Genomic DNA, 15,343 nt, shown 5'->3' with positions numbered 1-15,343 from the left:
CCCGCTGCCGCGCAAACTCCACGAAGGCACCAGGCGTCGCCATCACCGTCACCCCGCCGGCCAGCGCCATGGAGCACTCCCCCGCACGCAGCGCCTGACACGCCAGATGCAACGCCACCAGAGACGACGAACACGCCGTGTCCACCGACACCGCGGGGCCTTCCAGGCCGAAGGTGTAGGCGATACGGCCCGAGGCGACGCTGCCGGAGTTTCCGGTGAGGACATAGCCCTCGACCTCGGCCACGGTGTCTTGCAGCCGGGGGCCGTAGTCCGTCGGCATCACACCGGCGAAGACTCCGGTCCGGCTCCGCCGTACCGACGAGGGGTCGATTCCCGCGTGTTCGAAAACCTCCCAGGAGGTCTCCAGCAGCAGCCGCTGCTGCGGATCCATCGCCAGCGCCTCACGTGGGCCGATGCCGAAGAATCCCGCGTCGAACTTGCCCGCGTCGTGGAGGAAGCCCCCGTGGCGGGTGTATGTGGTGCCCGGCACGTCCTGGTCCTGGGGGGCGTAGAGGCGGTCGAGGTCCCAGCCGCGGTCGCTGGGGAATCCGCTCATGGCGTCGGTGCCGGAGGCGACCAGATCCCACAGCCCCTCGGCCGACCGCACGCCCCCCGGATACCGGCAGGCCATGCCGATGATCGCGATGGCCTCATCCGCCACCATCGCCACCTTGCTCGGAGCAGGAGCCGCAGCCAGGGTGACCGTATCGGCGCCGCCGATGAGGCCGTCCCGCAGGTGCTGGGCGAGAGCGGCAGGAGTGGGATGGTCGAAGACGATGGTGGCGGGGAGCCGCAGGCCGGTTGCCTCCTTGAGGCGGTTGCGGAGCTCCACGGCGGTGAGGGAGTCGAAGCCGAGGTCACGGAAGGCCGCCTCGCGGGCGATGGCGTCGGGGCTCGGGTGGCCGAGGACCGTGGCGGCGTGGCCGCGGACGAGGGTGAGCAGGACCTCGTGCTGTGCGGCGGGGTCGAGCCCGGCGAGCCGGGCTCGGAGGGAGGAGCGGCCGTCGGGTGTCGCGGGGCGTGGCCGGTGGCCGGTGGTGGGGCGTACGAGGCTCTGGAACAGGGGCGGTGCGGTGGTGCCCCGTAGCGCCTTGGTGTCGATACGGGCCGGGAGCAGCAGCGGTGGGCCGTCGACGAGAGCGTTGTCGAACAGCGCCAGGGCCTCGTCCGTGGCCAGTGGCCGGAGGCCGACGCGGGCCATGCGGGTGCGGTCGGTCTGGTCGAGGTGGCCGGTCATTCCGCTGGCCTCCTCCCACAGTCCCCATGCCAGGGACACGGCGGGGAGTCCCATCGCCCGTCGCTGGAAGGCGAGCGCGTCGAGAAAGGCGTTGGCGGCGGCGTAGTTGCCCTGCCCCGGCGAGCCCAGGACACCCGCGGCGGACGAGAACAGCACGAACGCGGCCAGATCCAGCCGGCAGGTCAGGTCGTGCAGATGCCAGGCGGCATCGGCCTTCGCGGGCAGAACGGTGTCGAGGTGGCGCGCGGTGAGGGAGCCGAGCGTGGCGTCGTCGAGGGTGCCCGCGGCGTGGACGACGGCGGTCAGCGGGTGCTCGGCGGGGATCCGCCCGAGCAGTTCGGCGAGCGCGGCACGGTCGCCGACGTCGCAGGTGGCGACGGTCGCCGTGGCGCCCAACTCGTCAATCTCAGCGATGAGTTCGGGAGCGCCTGGCGCATCGAGGCCACGGCGGCTGATCAGTAGCAGATGCCGTGCTCGGCCGGTGGCGGCGAGATGGCGGGCGAGCGCGGCGCCGAGGGTACCGGTGCCACCGGTGATGAGGACGGTGCCGTCGGGGTCGGGGGTGCGGTCCAGCGTGAGCACATTCTTTCCGACGGTGCGGCCCTGCTGGAGTTGGCGGAAGGCATCCCTGGCCTGCCGGATGTCCCAGCAGGTGAGCGGCAGCGGGGTGAGCACGCCCTCGTCGAACAGCCGCAACACGGTGCGCAGGATCTCCCCGATGCGCTCGGGTCCGGCCTCCATCAGGTCGTACGCCCGGTAGGCGACACCGGGGTACGCCTGCGCCACCTCCTCCGGGTCGCGGAGGTCGGTCTTGCCCATCTCCAGGAACCGGCCGCTGTCGCCGGACACCAGGCGCAGCGAGGCGTCGACGTACTCATGGGCCAGGGAGTTGAGGACGACGTCGATGTTCCGGCCGGTGAACCGGCTCTCGAAGTCGAGGGTGCGGGACGAGGCGATGCGCTCCGGGGGGATGCCGTGGGCGCGTAGGGTGTCCCATTTGCCGGGGCTCGCCGTGGCGTAGACCTCAGCGCCCAGGTGGCGGGCCAGTTGGACAGCGGCCAGTCCCACTCCGCCGGCCGCAGCGTGCACCAGCACCGACTCACCCGGGCGCAGTCCTGCCAGGTCCACCAGCCCGTAATAGGCGGTGGCGAACACGACGGGGACGGCGGCGGCCTGGCCGAAGGTCCAGTGGTCGGGGACGCGGATCACGGTGGCCCGGTCGGCGATCGCGAACGGGCCGAACGCATCCGCGAACACGCCCATCACCCGGTCCCCGGGCGCCAGGTCGGCCACTTCAGGCCCGGCTTCGAGCACCACCCCGGCGCCCTCGCTGCCCAGCCCCCGCTGCCCAGGGACCATCCCCAGGGCCACCAGGACATCGCGGAAGTTCAGCCCGGCCGCACGCACCTCGATCCGTACCTGGTGCGGGCCCAGCGGGTCGCGGTCGGCCGAGGACGCCACAGGCGCCAGCCCCTGGACCGTGCCCGCGTCGGCGCAGTCGAGCCGCCAGCCGCCGCTCCCCTGTGGCGGCGTGAGCAGGGCGCCCCCCTCGGTGTCGGCTCGAACCAGCCGGGCCATGTGCGGCTGGCCGGCCCGGATGGCCATCTGCGGTTCGCCCAGCGCGACCGCCCGTGGTAGCGCCGCCCACGACTCCTCGGCCGCGTCCAGGTCCACCAGGAGGATACGGTCGGGCTCCTCGGCCTGCGCGGATCGCACCAGTCCGCAGATCGCCGCGCCCGCCAGGTCCATCACTCCCTCCGCCGGCCCGGTGGCCACCGCGCCGCAGGTGACCAGCACCAGCCTCGCGCCGGCCAGCCGCGCTTCGCCGAGCCAGCCCTGAAGCAGGTCCAGCGCTTGTCGGGTACGGACACGGGTACGGGCGGTGTGGACGTCGGCGACCGTCGTGTCGTCGGGCCCGGCGGCAGCCGGAGGGCAGCCCACGAACACCAGGTCCGGAGGCGGATCGCCCGCGTCCAGGGCCGTCACCAGTCCGGCAAGGTCCGGGTACCGCCGTACGGGCCCCGCTGCCGCCGTCTCCAGCGCGGCAGCCCATCCAGGAATGGCTTGGCCAATCACAGCGCACCGCCCGAGGGCCGTCGCCGGGGGCTCGGGCGCGGCGGTCCACTCCAGGGCGTAGAGGGTGTCGCCCGCCTGGCCGCCGAGGGCCCGCAGGTCCTCCAGGGCCACCGGCCGCAGCGTGAGCGATTCGGCCGAGGCCACCGGCGCGCCCGTCTCGTCGGCCACGTCGACGGCAATCGAGTCCGGGCCCTGCGGCCGCAGCCGTACGCGCAGCGTCGGTGTGCCCGGGGAGCGCAGGCTGACGCCGCGCCAGGCGAACGGCAGCAGGCCATGTCCCGCTGGATTCTCCTCGCTTCGGCCGCTGTCGAGTGCCAGCGGGTGGAGCGCGGCGTCGAGCAGCGCGGGGTGGAGGCAGAAGCGTGGGGCGTCGGCGGCCACCTGGTCGGGGAGCCGCACCTCGGCGTAGGTCTCCTCGCCTTGCCGCCAGACGGCGCGCAGCCCCTGGAAGGCCGGGCCGTAGCCGAAGTCTGCGGCGGCCAGCGTGTCGTAGAGGCCGCTGATGTCCAGGGGCTCCGCGCCCGGCGGAGGCCACGCCCCCGCCAGGGTCCCGGCACCGTCGGCACCGCTGATGCCATCAGTCGGGGCCTCGGCCGCCAGTGTGCCGGTCGCATGCCGTGTCCACGCGCCCCGGGCCGCCCCCTCCCACGCGGGGTCGTCGTCGCGCTGTGCGTAGACGCTCAGTGCGCGGCGGCCGGTCTCGTCCGGTGCCCCGACGGCCACCTGGAGCGCCACGCCGCCGGTGTCGGGGAGGACGAGCGGGGCGTGCAGGGTGAGCTCCTCCAGCCGGGGGCAGCCGAGGTGTCCGCCGACGTGCACGGCCAGTTCCACGTATGCGGTGCCCGGCAGCAGGACGGTGCCGGCGACCGCGTGGTCGGTGAGCCAGGGGTGGGTGTGCGGGGCGAGCCGGCCGGTGAGCAGATATCCGTCGCCCTCGGCGAGTCCGACCGCCGCGCCGAGCAGTGGGTGTCCGACCGGGGCCAGCCCCGCGGCCGTCACGTCCCCGGTGGTCGCCGGGGCGTCCAGCCAGTAGCGGCGGCGCTGGAAGGCGTAGGTGGGCAGGTCGACATGGTTCGCCTCGGGGGCGAGCGCCCGGTAGTGGCGGTCCCACGCCACGGGCAGGCCATGAATATGAGCCCGGGCCAGCGAGGTCAGGATGCGGTGGGCGTCGTCCTCGCCGCGGCGCAGGGATCCGACAACCGTGGCCGCGACGCCGGCGGCCTCAGTGGTGTCCTCGATGGCGGGGGTGAGGGTGGGGTGCGGGCCGACCTCGACATACGTCCGGTACTCGGCGGCGCCGAGGGCGCGGAGCGCTTCGGCGAAGCGTACGGGCCGGCGCAGATTGCGGTACCAGTACCGGGCGTCGAGTCCCATGGTGTCGGCCCACTGGTTGTCCACGGTGGAGTAGAAGGGGATGTCGGCGGCCCTTGGAGCGATCCCCCGCAACAGGCCCAGCAGCTCCTGCTCCACGGCTTCGATATGCGGGCAGTGGGAGGCGTAGTCGACCGGGACCCGCTTCGCTTCGACGCCCTGGTCCCGGTAGTGTTCCAGCGCCTCCGCCAGAGAGTCCGCGTCGCCGGAGATCACCGTGGCCGTGGGGGCGTTGACGGCGGCCACCCACAGCCGGTCCGGCCATGCGGTCCGCAGCAGCCCGGTGACCTCGTCCGCCGGCAGTGGTACGGAGGCCATGCCGCCCGAACCGCGCAGGGTCTGCAGGGCCCGGCTGCGCAGCGCGACAACCTTCGCGGCGTCGTCCAGGGTCAGCGCGCCGCAGATGTGGGCGGCGGCGATCTCGCCCTGGGAGTGGCCGAGTACGGCGTCCGGTTCGACGCCGTACGAGCGCCACAGCTGCGCCAGCGACACCATCACCGAGAACAGCATCGGCTGGACGACATCGGCCCGCTCCCAGACCGGGTCCCCGGGGTCCCGGCGCAGAACGTCGAGCAGCGACCAGTCGGCATACGGTGCCAACGCCGCCTCGCACTCCGCCATCCGCTCGGCGAAGAACGACGAGGTCTCCAGCAGCCGCAGCCCCATGCCGGCCCACTGGCCGCCCTGTCCCGGGAAGACGAACACCACGCCCGCACCGGCCCCGGCGGCCGCCATGCCCCGTACGACCGAGCCGTCGTCCGGCCCCTCCCCTGCCAGAGTGTCCAGAGCGCGCAGCAGGGTTTCCCGGTCGGAGCCGAGGACGACTGCGCGGTGTGCGAGGTCCGAGCGGCCGAAGACCAGGGTGTGCCCGACGTCGGCGGGGCGCAGCAGCTCATCGGCCGCCACGAAGCGACGCAGCTCCCCGGCCTGGGCCCGCAGCGCCTCGGCCGTCGCGCCCGACAAGGGCCAGAGCAGCGGCCCCGCCACGGCATGGCCCGGCGCGCCGTGCGGTGCGGGAGCGTCGTCGGTTTCCGCCTGCGACGCGGAATCCGTCTGCGGCGCCGTCTGCGATGCGGCCTCGAGGATCACATGGGCGTTGGTGCCGCTGACCCCGAAGGAGGACACCGCGGCGCGGCGGGGCCGGTCGCGCTCCGGCCAGGCGACCGGCTCGGTCAGCAGCCGTACCGCGCCCGAGTCCCAGTCGATGTGTGGCGACGGCTCGTCCGCGTGCAGGGTGCGCGGCAGCGTCCCGCTCCGCATGGCCATCACCATCTTGATGATCCCGCCCACGCCGGCGGCCGCCTGCGCATGGCCGACGTTGGACTTCATCGACCCGAGCCACAGCGGCCGGTCCGCGGGCCGCTGCTGACCGTAGGTCGCCAGCAACGCCTGCGCCTCGATCGGATCGCCCAGCCGCGTCCCCGTCCCATGCCCCTCCACGGCGTCGACCTCGGACGCCGACACCCCGGCGCTCGCCAGTGCCTGCCGGATGGCCCGTTGTTGCGCGGGGCCGTTGGGGGCGGTGAGGCCGTTGCTCGCGCCGTCCTGGTTGACCGCGCTGCCCCGGACCACCGCCAGCACCCGGTGGCCGAGGCGCTGTGCGTCCGTGAGCCGTTCCACCAGCAGCATCCCGGCGCCTTCTGCCCAGCCGGTGCCGTCCGCCCCCGCCCCGTACGCCTTGCACCGGCCGTCTGCCGCGAGCGCGCGCTGCCGGGAGTACTCGACGAACAGGCTGGGGGTGGACATCACCGTCACCCCGCCCGCCAGGGCGAGTGAGCACTCGCCGGCCCGCAGCGCCTGGCAGGCCAGGTGCAGGGCGACCAACGAGGAGGAGCAGGCGGTGTCCACGGTCACGGCCGGGCCTTCGAGGCCGAGGGTGTAGGCGACCCGGCCGGACGCCACGCCGCCGCCGCTGCCGTTGCCGACATAGCCCTCGAAGCCTTCGGGGACGGTGTGCAGCCGGGAGCCGTAGTCGTGGTACATGACGCCCGCGAACACCCCGGTGCGGCTGCCGCGCACCGAGGCCGGGTCGATCCCGGCCCGCTCGAACACCTCCCAGGAGATCTCCAGCAGCAGCCGCTGCTGCGGGTCCATCGCCAGCGCCTCGCGCGGGCTGATCCCGAAGAAACCGGGGTCGAACTCCCCTGCCTGGTACAGGAATCCGCCATGCTGGGTACACGAGGTGCCGGCCCGCTCCGGATCGGGGTCGTACAGCCGCTCCACGTCCCAGCCCCGGTCCTCGGGGAAGGTGCCGATGGCGTCACGACCGGCGGCCACCAGCTCCCACAGGTCCTCCGGCGATCCCACTCCGCCCGGATAGCGGCAGGCCATGCCGATGATGGCGATGGGTTCCCGCGCCGCCGTAGTGAGCCGGTGGATCTGTTCCCTCTGCCGCTCGTTGGTCTTGAGGGACGCCCGCAGCGCCTCGATCACCTTGTCGTGGCCAGCGGCCATCGGTATCTCCAACCTGTGGACCTCCGTGGCATCACGGACGGTGTGTTCGGACGGCTCGTCAGAGCGAGGACAGCTCTCTGCGGTCCGTCGCCGGTGTCCCCACCGGACCGATCAGACTCTTTGGCAGTTGCTGGCGGCGGCTGATGCGCAGCTTGCGGTACACCCGTGTCAGATGCTGTTCGACCGTGCTCATCGTCACGCACAGCTGAAGCGCTATCTCACGGTTCGAGTTGCCGTTGGCGGCAAGGATGGCCACACGCATTTCCGACTCGCTCAGTCCCGCTCCCTGGTCGCGGCCGGGGAGGTCCGGCCGGTCCCCGCCGCACATCGCCTGCCAGGGCAGAATGGCGTCGCACAGCGCCTTGGCGCCGCACTCCTCGGCCATCCGCCACGCCCTGCGCCGCACATTGTTGGCCCGGATCGACTCGCCGACGCTCCGGTATGCGGCACCTAAGTCGGCCAGCGCCCGGGCGAGTTCGAGCCGGTCCCCGGACCGCTGCAGCACCTCGACTGCCTGGGTGAGCAGATGCGGGCGCTCGGGCGCCGCGGCGACCCGGGCCCGGAGCCTGAGTGAGACGCCACGAGTGTGCGGATCGCTCCACAGGTGGGCACAGGACAGCTGTTCCGTGATCATCCGCGCCGCCCTGGCGCGCTCGCCGAGTCGCAGGAACGCCTGGGCGCTGTCGGTGCGCCAGGGCAGCACGGCGGGGTGGTCCAGGCCCCAGCGCTGTGCCATACGGCCGGCAGCCAGGAAGTCGCCGAGTGCGGCGCGGCAGTGGTCGGTGGCCAGGTGGTAGTGGCCGCGGGCGCGCAGATACGCCAGGCCGTACACGCTCTGGAACAGCGCGCCCGGCACCGGGTGGTGCAGCACACGGGTCGCGTCGTCGTACCGGCCCATGGCGGTATAGGCGTGGACCTGGCAGGCGAGCGGACCTCCGACGAGCACACTGCCACCGCGGCCGGGCAGGCAGGCCAGCGCTTGCCGGGCGCACTCCTCGGCGTCCGTCAGCACGCCCTTGCGCAGGGCGATCTCGGCAAGGATGGCAAGGAACTCCGCCCGCCAGCCGGGCGAGCGCCGGGCCGTCGCCTCCTTGAGCAGCCGGTGGCACCACTCGTCGGCATCGGCCGTACGGCCGGCCCGCAGCAGGGTCCGTACGGCGTTGGCCACCACCGCCAGCGTGCCGTCCAGCAGCGGGCAGGCGCGCAGCCGCCGTTCGGCCTCGTCCGCGGCGGCCTCGCTGGTGCCGGGGCCGGGGATGCCCCAGACGGCGGCGGCCGCGCCGGGGCCGGGAGTCTCGTCCCAGGGCTCGCGGGGGGCGGCGGTGTCGGACGAGGGCCGCGGCCGGCTCTCGTCGGACGCGATGGGCCAGGGGCAGGGGTGCACCACCGACGGTCGCACCGCGCCCGGGTCCGTGTCCGGGCCCGCGCCCGGGTCCGCGCCCGGGTCCGGTCCGGGGCCGTTGTCAGGGTCGTTGCCGGGGTGGTCGGCCGTCTGCAGCCGGGCCCGTGCCCGGCCCGCCTCCTCCAGTCGGCCACAGCTGATCAGCAGCCGTACGAGCAGGGCCGCGTCACTGCCCGTCGGCGTGCCGGTGTGCAGGTCGGCGAGCGTGTCGCCGAGGTGGTGTTCGGCGGCGGAGGGGTTGACCCGCCAGGTGGCGGCGGCGAGCGCGATCCGGGTCGCGGCCCGCTGGGGCGGCTCCTGGCAGGCGCGGCAGGCGAGGTCCAGATACCTGATCGCCGCAGGTGCGTCGTCGTCGACCAGGGCCTGGGTGGCGGCGTCGCGCAGTACGGCGACCGCCCAGGAGGGGACCGTGGGCTGGGCGGCCAGCAGGTGGTCGGCGACCTCGGTGGCCCGGGCACCCTGCTCGTGCAGCAGCAGGGCGCTGCGCTCGTGCAGCAACCGCCGGTCGGCGGCGTCCAGATGGTCCAGAGCTGCCGCTGCGACGACCGGGTGCCGGCAGCGGTGTCCATCCGTCAAGCCGCTCAGCTCCAGTACCTGGAGGGCGTGGTCGACCGCTGTCGCGTCCAGTCCCAGCAGTCGGCTCAGCAACGCGGGTGTGGCGGACGGCCCGAGTACGGCCAGTGCGCCGGCGACGTCGCGGATGGGCGTTCCGGTGCGGGCCAGGCAGGCCGCCACCGCCTGGTGGAAGGGTCCCCCGGCGGTGGGCCGAGGCGCCCGGCCACCGGTGTCCGGCACCGCCCACCGATCCTGCAGCAGGGCCCGCAGCAGCAGCGGATTGCCGCCGGTCAGTGCGTAGCACTCGGCGCCGAGGCGGCCGTCCACCGGCTGGTCGCCGAGCGTGGCGGCCAGCCTGGCCACGCTTTCGGGGCCGAGCGGGTCGAGCGTGATGCGCCGGAAACCGGGGTGGCGCAGCAGTTCGGCGCCGAGCAGCGGGTCGCCGCCTCGACCGTAAGGGCGCTCCCGACCGTACGGGCGCTCTGTGCCATACGGGCGCTCTGTGCCGCTGTACGGGCTGTCCATGCCGGACGGGCTCTCCGTGCCGATCAGCAGGATCTTCGCCGAGCGAGCGTGGTGGGCGATATGCAGCAGCTGCCGGAGCGACGCCTGGTCCGCGTGGTGCAGATCGTCGACCGCGATCACCAGCGGTGCGGACGCGGAGAGCGCGCACAGCGCCCCGCACAGCCGCTCCACCGCCCGGGGCCCGTCCTGTGACGGAGCGAGTCGCAGCCGCTCGCGGGTCCGGTCCGGCAGCGCCGGGTGCTCGGCCAGCCGTCGTACGAGGCCGAGCGGGGTGCCGCTCTCGCCGGGCAGACCGGGCGCGTCAAGGACCACGGCACCGGATTCGGCCGCGATCCCCAGGAACCGCTTCAGGAATTCGCTCTTGCCGCACCCCGGCCCGCCCTCGGCGACCAACAGCCGGAAATCGCCTGCCGCACTCTCATGAAGCGTCGCCTCCGCCAGCTCTATGTGAGCGCTCCGGTCAATGAGCATGGCCCTCCAGGACTGCTGTCACGGATCATGACTGGTTCCGGACCGCAGTGTGTGCGGGTTCGCTCGAGTCCCGGCGGAGTCGCCCTCGTACGTCGGCGGAGCGCCACTCGCCGCCCTCCGCCGGCCCGGGCTAATACACCCAGGTATGCAGCAATGGAATAAGCGACCCCATGCCACTTATTACTGAGATCAACTTGTGGCTCACATCACAGGCCACATTTCCGCATCGCCATGGAATGATGCCACGGTGTTCGCCTCAAGGTTTCGGCCAGCCGTAACAAGGGGAGACAAGAAATGCCGACGATGATTGTCATCGGACATAGGGACGGTCTCGACCACGCACTGCAGCGCCGAGGTTTGGAGCCTTTCTATATCGTGCAGGCGCCGGTGAACACGCCGGCGGGTCGGCGTTTCAGGCGTGTCATCGACATGGAGAACGCCCAGGAAATATTGCGGGCCGTGCTCTCCGCTCGCCTTGATGATGTAGCAGGGGTGCTGACCATCCATGAGATGGGCGTATTCGGGGCAGCCTATGTGCGGCAACAGATGAGCCTCCCCGGGAATACGGACTCGGCGGCGACTCTCTGCTTCCGGGACAAGTACCTGCAGAAGAGCAAGTTGCCGCCTCAGATCAAGCGAGCGCGCTGCCGGTACGTATCCAGGGATATTTCGTTCGCGGATCTCGCCGACGATCTCGGGGATACGTTCGTCATCAAGCCGGCGACCGGGGCCAGCGCCCTCCGTACGAACATCATCCGCTCGCCGGAGGAGTATGCGCAGGCCTTGAAGCTTTTCTCAGGCCAGTCAGATGTCGAGATCGTCGCCGAGTCCTTCATTGACGCCCCGGAAGTCTATATCGACGGCATCTGGAAGAACGGCGACCTCCGGTGGTCATCCATCAGCCGTAACCACATTTCACCACTCAGTGCCGTACAGGGCGGCGTCCTGGCCGCGCATGTGCTGGACAGGAGACGGCATTCAGCACTCTTCCAGCAAGCAGAGACACTTGCCAGGCAGGCGCTCGCCGGCCTGAACCCGCCCGATTGCGTCTTCCACCTGGAAGCATTCACGGAAGAATCGGGACTGACTTTTGGTGAGTGTGCCATCCGTCTCCCAGGGGCGCTGTCTCCCCAGGTCAATAAGTTGACATTCGACGTCGATCTCTTTGACGTCGAGATCAGCCTGGCACTCGGGGAAGAGGTGACCGAAACACTGGACAGCAGTGCACCGGACCGCTTCTACGGGTACCTACTTCTACGTCGCCCCAAAGACGGAAACCTGACCCAGAAGGATTTCGAGCGCAACTTCCTCTTCGACGAGATCCAATATTCACCCGACGCACCGGCCGGACCGTACGGCCGCGTCGGACAGGCCATCGTCTCCGACCCGGATGAGCTGAAACTGCACCAAACGATGGACGACATCGTGCGATTCAACGAGGCCGACGGCGCGTAGAAGGCGTACGCCTGGCTGACGACGGCAGATGATGATCCGCACCGCCGGCCGCCCGGCTCGAGGCGTGAGCGGCCCCGCGCGGAGTTGACTGCCGAGGCGTCGAGAGTTGTCCTGGAATCACCTATTGCCGAACGTCGATAGGGAGCGGAAGTGTCCGGGAGCCCAGCGGCTGAGGCGGGCGGCCGACGCCACGGAGCGGCCGTGCCGGAGCGCGACGCCTCGGTCCGGACCGAGGCGGGCGGTCGGGTCATGGCCGGCGAGCTGCGGCCGTCGGCGACGCTGCCCGAAGATCTGGAAGTCGTCCAGCTCGCGACGCTCAGCCTCGGGAATCGCAGCTACCTGATCACGGATGGCACGGTCGCGGTCGCGGTGGACCCTCAGCGTGACATCGAGCGGATCACCGCCGTGCTCGACTCGCGGGCCTGGCGGCTCGGCGCGGTGGTGGAGACCCATGTGCACAACGACTACGTCACGGGCGGTCTGGAACTGGCCCGCCACTCGGACGCGGTCTACGTGGTGCCGGCCGGTCCCGAGCTGGGCTTCGACGCCGTACGGACGGGCGACGGGGACGAGATCCCGGCCGGGGACTTGAGCATCCAGGTGATCGCCACGCCCGGGCACACCGACCATCATGTGGCGTATGCGTTCGCACTCCGTGGTGGCGTGCCGCGGCTCGTCTGCACCGGGGGGTCGGTGCTGTATGGGACGACCGGGCGCACCGATCTGATGGGGGCGGGGATGGCCGAGCCACTGGCCCGTCGGCAGTACCGGTCGGCCCGCCATCTCGCCGAGGTGCTGCCCGATGACACCGTGCTCCTGCCGACCCATGGCTTCGGGAGCTTCTGTGCGGCGGCGACGGCCGGCGCGGTCGAGCGTTCGACGATCGGCCGCGAACGTGCCACCAATCCCGTCTTCACGCTGGACGAGGACGCCTTTGTCTCCAGCGCCCTGTCCGGCCTCGAGCCCTACCCCACGTACTACCGCCGGATGGCCACGATCAATACCGGCGGGCCGACACCCCTGGCCGACCTCGGCACCCCCCGCTCCGCCGATCTGACCGAGTTGGCCGACCGCGTCGCGGCCGGGGAGTGGGTGGTGGATGTACGGCCACGCGCGGAATTCGCGCACACCCATCTGCGAGGCACCGTGAACATCGACGCCCGCGGGGCCCTCGCCACCTATCTGGGCTGGCTGGTGCCGTTCGATGCCCCGGTCACCTTGCTGGCGGCCGACGACGAACAGCTGGAAGCCGTCAGGACGGAGCTCCTACGGATCGGCTTCGACCATCCCGCGGCCGTCGCCACCGGAAACCCGCTGGAATGGGCGGGCCCACGATGGCTGACTTCCTACCCGCGCGCGGACTTCACCACCCTGGCCGCCGCCCTGGCCGGACGGCCGATGGAAATCCTGGACGTCAGGAACGGCGGCGAGTGGCGTCGCGGACATCTGCCCGGCGCCCGGCACATACCGCTGCCCGAACTGCCCCACACCCTTCCAGCCCTGCCGGACACCGAGATCTGGGTGCACTGCCACAGCGGCTTCCGGGCCGCGATCGCGGCCTCCCTGCTGGCCGCCGCGGGCCGCCAGGTCGTACTCGTCGACGACGCCTTCGAGCACGCCGCGCCCATGACACGAGGGCCATGGGTCCCCCCTTCGTAGATAGCCTGTTCCGGGCCGACGGGCCGACGGGCCGACGGGCCGGGACCGCCCGCACGCGGTCCCGGCCCGAGGGGCGGGTCGGGTCAGCCGGTGCCGGCCGTGGCTTCGGATTCGGGCCGGAGGCGGACGGCGGTGGCCGGGCTCGCGGTGCGGGTGACGGCGGAGACGGCGGCCATCGTCACGGCGTTGAGGACGAGGGCGATGACACCTACGTTGAGGTCCTTCACCGCCTGCGGCAGCCCCGGCAGCAGGCTGCCCACCGTGACGCCGGAGAGGGTGACGACGGCGACCGTGGTGACGCCGACGACGATGCCCGCGGCCGCTCCCTGTTTGGTGACGATCTGCCGTGGCGCGAGGCTCGCCAGCAGGGCGGGGAAGAGCTGGGTGACCAGTGCGTAGCCCATGAGCAGCAGCGAGACGATCGAGCTGCCGCCGTTGAAGGTGAAGTAGAGGGAGATCAGGGCGAGGGCCGGTACGAGCAGCTGGGCGAGACGGGCGATGTGCCGGTCGCTGGTGTGGGGCCGGGCGAGGCGGTAGACGTTCTTCGCCAGGCAGGTCGCGGAGGTCATGAGCAGCAGGGACCCGGGGACCAGCGCGGTGAGCAGCCCGGCGCCACCGACGATGCCGACGAACCACGAGGGGAAGGTGGCGGTGGTGATGCGCAGCAGGGACAGGTCCGCGTCGGCGCCCTTGAGGCCGGGCACGACCAGGATGGCGGTGAAGCCGACGAAGAAGACGAAGAGCAGGATGAGCTGGTAGAGCGGCATGAAGATGGCGTTGCGGCGGAAGACGCGTTCGTTCTGGGCGCTGTAGGAGGCGCTGAAGGTGTGCGGCCACATATAGAAGCCGACCGCCGACAGCAGCACGGTGGATGCGAACCACGATGTGCTCATACCGCTCGAGGGCAGGGTGAGGGCTTGAGGGTGGGCCTGGTCCACTGCCCGGAACATCTCCCCGATGCCGCCGTAGTAGTGCATCGGCAGGTAGATGCCCAGAATCAGCACGATCGCGAGGATGGCGACGTCCTTGAGCACCGAGGTCCAGGCCGAGCCGTGGATGCCGGAGATGGTCACGTAGAGGGTCAGCGCCACCGTGCCGATCACAATGGCCCAGTGGGAGGAGACACGGCCGTCGGAGGAGACGGACACGATGATCCCCAGCCCCTTCAGCTGCAGGACGAGGTAGGGCACCATCGCGACGACTCCGACGAGGGCCACCAGCGCGCCGAGCAGCGGGCTGTTGAACTTGGCGACGAAGAAGTCGGACTGCGAGATCAGCCGGTGCTGCTTGGCGTAGCGCCACACGGCCGGCAGCAGCCAGTACGACAGGACGTAGGCCAGTGAGGCGTAACAGAGGATGTAGTAGGCGGGTGCGCCCTTGCCGTAGGCCCATCCCGAGGCGCCCAGGAAGGTGAAGGTCGTGTAGATCTCGCCGGCCAGCAGCAGGAAGACGAAGACCGTCCCGAAGCCGCGGCCGCCCACCGACCACTGTTCGAGATCCATGTCCCTGCCGCGGCGGGCGCGCAGGCCCAGGCCCAGGGCCGCGAGGAGGAAGACGAAGATGATGGCGAGGGCGATCATGCGTTCTGCTCCTCCCGGTTCGCCGGGTCCAGACGGTAGATGACGGCCATGGTTGCCGAGATCAGCACAACCCACATGACCAGCCAGAAGAGGATGAACGGCATACCGAGGACGTAGGGCGTCACCCGGTTCGCAAAGAAGATCCCGCCGAGGATCCCGATGAACGGGATCGCGCCGAGCAGATGGATGGGTTTCACGTCGAGAACCTCCTGGGCCGGGCCGTACACCGCTGATGGGGCGAGGCCGTCTGGGGTGGGTGGCACGTCTCGTGCGGTGCCGCCGGGACGCCTCGCATGGACATGCCTTGCCAACACATGCCTTGCCGGCAGACGAGACGAGGCAGGCTTTTCACCATGCGGAAACAATTTTTCAATTGGCAGATGTATAGGTCCACCTCAAGGACCTGTCAAGGCTTTTCACCGCCACCGACGCACTCTCCCACCCGAGCCCCGCCACAGCATCGACGAGTCGGCGGGGCGCGGCGCGAGGCGCCCGCGGGGAGCGACAGACGAGAGCAGGCGAGGGGGGTTGTTATTCCATGATGCAGAAAATAATATC

6 protein-coding genes are annotated in these 15,343 nt (G+C 71.3%); 2 read left to right on the top strand and 4 right to left on the bottom strand.

The window, feature by feature from the left end:
• Positions 1–7,138 (bottom strand): type I polyketide synthase (locus tag CCN51_RS21015; RefSeq protein WP_143675857.1); only part of this gene is annotated, 7,138 nt, incomplete at its 3' end.
• A 58-nt stretch (positions 7,139–7,196) separates the two neighbouring features.
• Positions 7,197–10,091, bottom strand: a complete 2,895-nt coding sequence (locus tag CCN51_RS59270; RefSeq protein ID WP_078610297.1) for a helix-turn-helix transcriptional regulator — start codon at positions 10,089–10,091, stop codon at positions 7,197–7,199.
• Between the two features lie 294 nt (positions 10,092–10,385).
• Here CCN51_RS59270 and CCN51_RS21005 point away from each other — a divergent pair, with 294 nt between their 5' ends.
• Both CCN51_RS21005 and CCN51_RS21000 read left to right on the top strand, forming a co-directional pair.
• Entirely contained in the window at positions 10,386–11,546 is a 1,161-nt protein-coding gene (locus CCN51_RS21005) for an ATP-grasp domain-containing protein (protein WP_014173335.1), read from the top strand.
• A 201-nt stretch (positions 11,547–11,747) separates the two neighbouring features.
• Positions 11,748–13,205, top strand: a complete 1,458-nt coding sequence (locus tag CCN51_RS21000; RefSeq protein ID WP_014173336.1) for an MBL fold metallo-hydrolase — start codon at positions 11,748–11,750, stop codon at positions 13,203–13,205.
• An 83-nt stretch (positions 13,206–13,288) separates the two neighbouring features.
• Here the strand turns inward: CCN51_RS21000 and CCN51_RS20995 are convergent, their stop codons facing one another.
• Positions 13,289–14,785 (bottom strand): sodium:solute symporter family protein, encoded by a 1,497-nt coding sequence (locus CCN51_RS20995; protein ID WP_014173337.1) that lies wholly within the window; start codon positions 14,783–14,785, stop codon positions 13,289–13,291.
• Positions 14,782–15,048 carry a DUF3311 domain-containing protein gene (locus tag CCN51_RS20990; protein WP_238545267.1) on the bottom strand — a complete coding sequence of 89 codons (267 nt, stop codon included), beginning with the start codon at positions 15,046–15,048 and terminating at the stop codon, positions 14,782–14,784. The genes CCN51_RS20995 and CCN51_RS20990 overlap by 4 nt, the downstream gene beginning before the upstream one ends.
• Positions 15,049–15,343 lie beyond the last annotated feature (295 nt).

The organism is Streptomyces milbemycinicus, assembly GCF_002154605.1.
Classification (GTDB): Bacteria; Actinomycetota; Actinomycetes; order Streptomycetales; family Streptomycetaceae; genus Streptomyces; species Streptomyces milbemycinicus.
This window is presented reverse-complemented; position numbering and strand designations above follow the sequence as displayed.

Bases quoted from the DNA above. Each gene is read 5' to 3' on its own strand.
- CCN51_RS21005 (WP_014173335.1), top strand. From the start codon at position 10,386: ATGCCGACGATGATTGTCATCGGACATAGGGACGGTCTCGACCACGCA.
- CCN51_RS59270 (WP_078610297.1), bottom strand. From the start codon at position 10,091: ATGCTCATTGACCGGAGCGCTCACATAGAGCTGGCGGAGGCGACGCTT.
- CCN51_RS20995 (WP_014173337.1), bottom strand. From the start codon at position 14,785: ATGATCGCCCTCGCCATCATCTTCGTCTTCCTCCTCGCGGCCCTGGGC.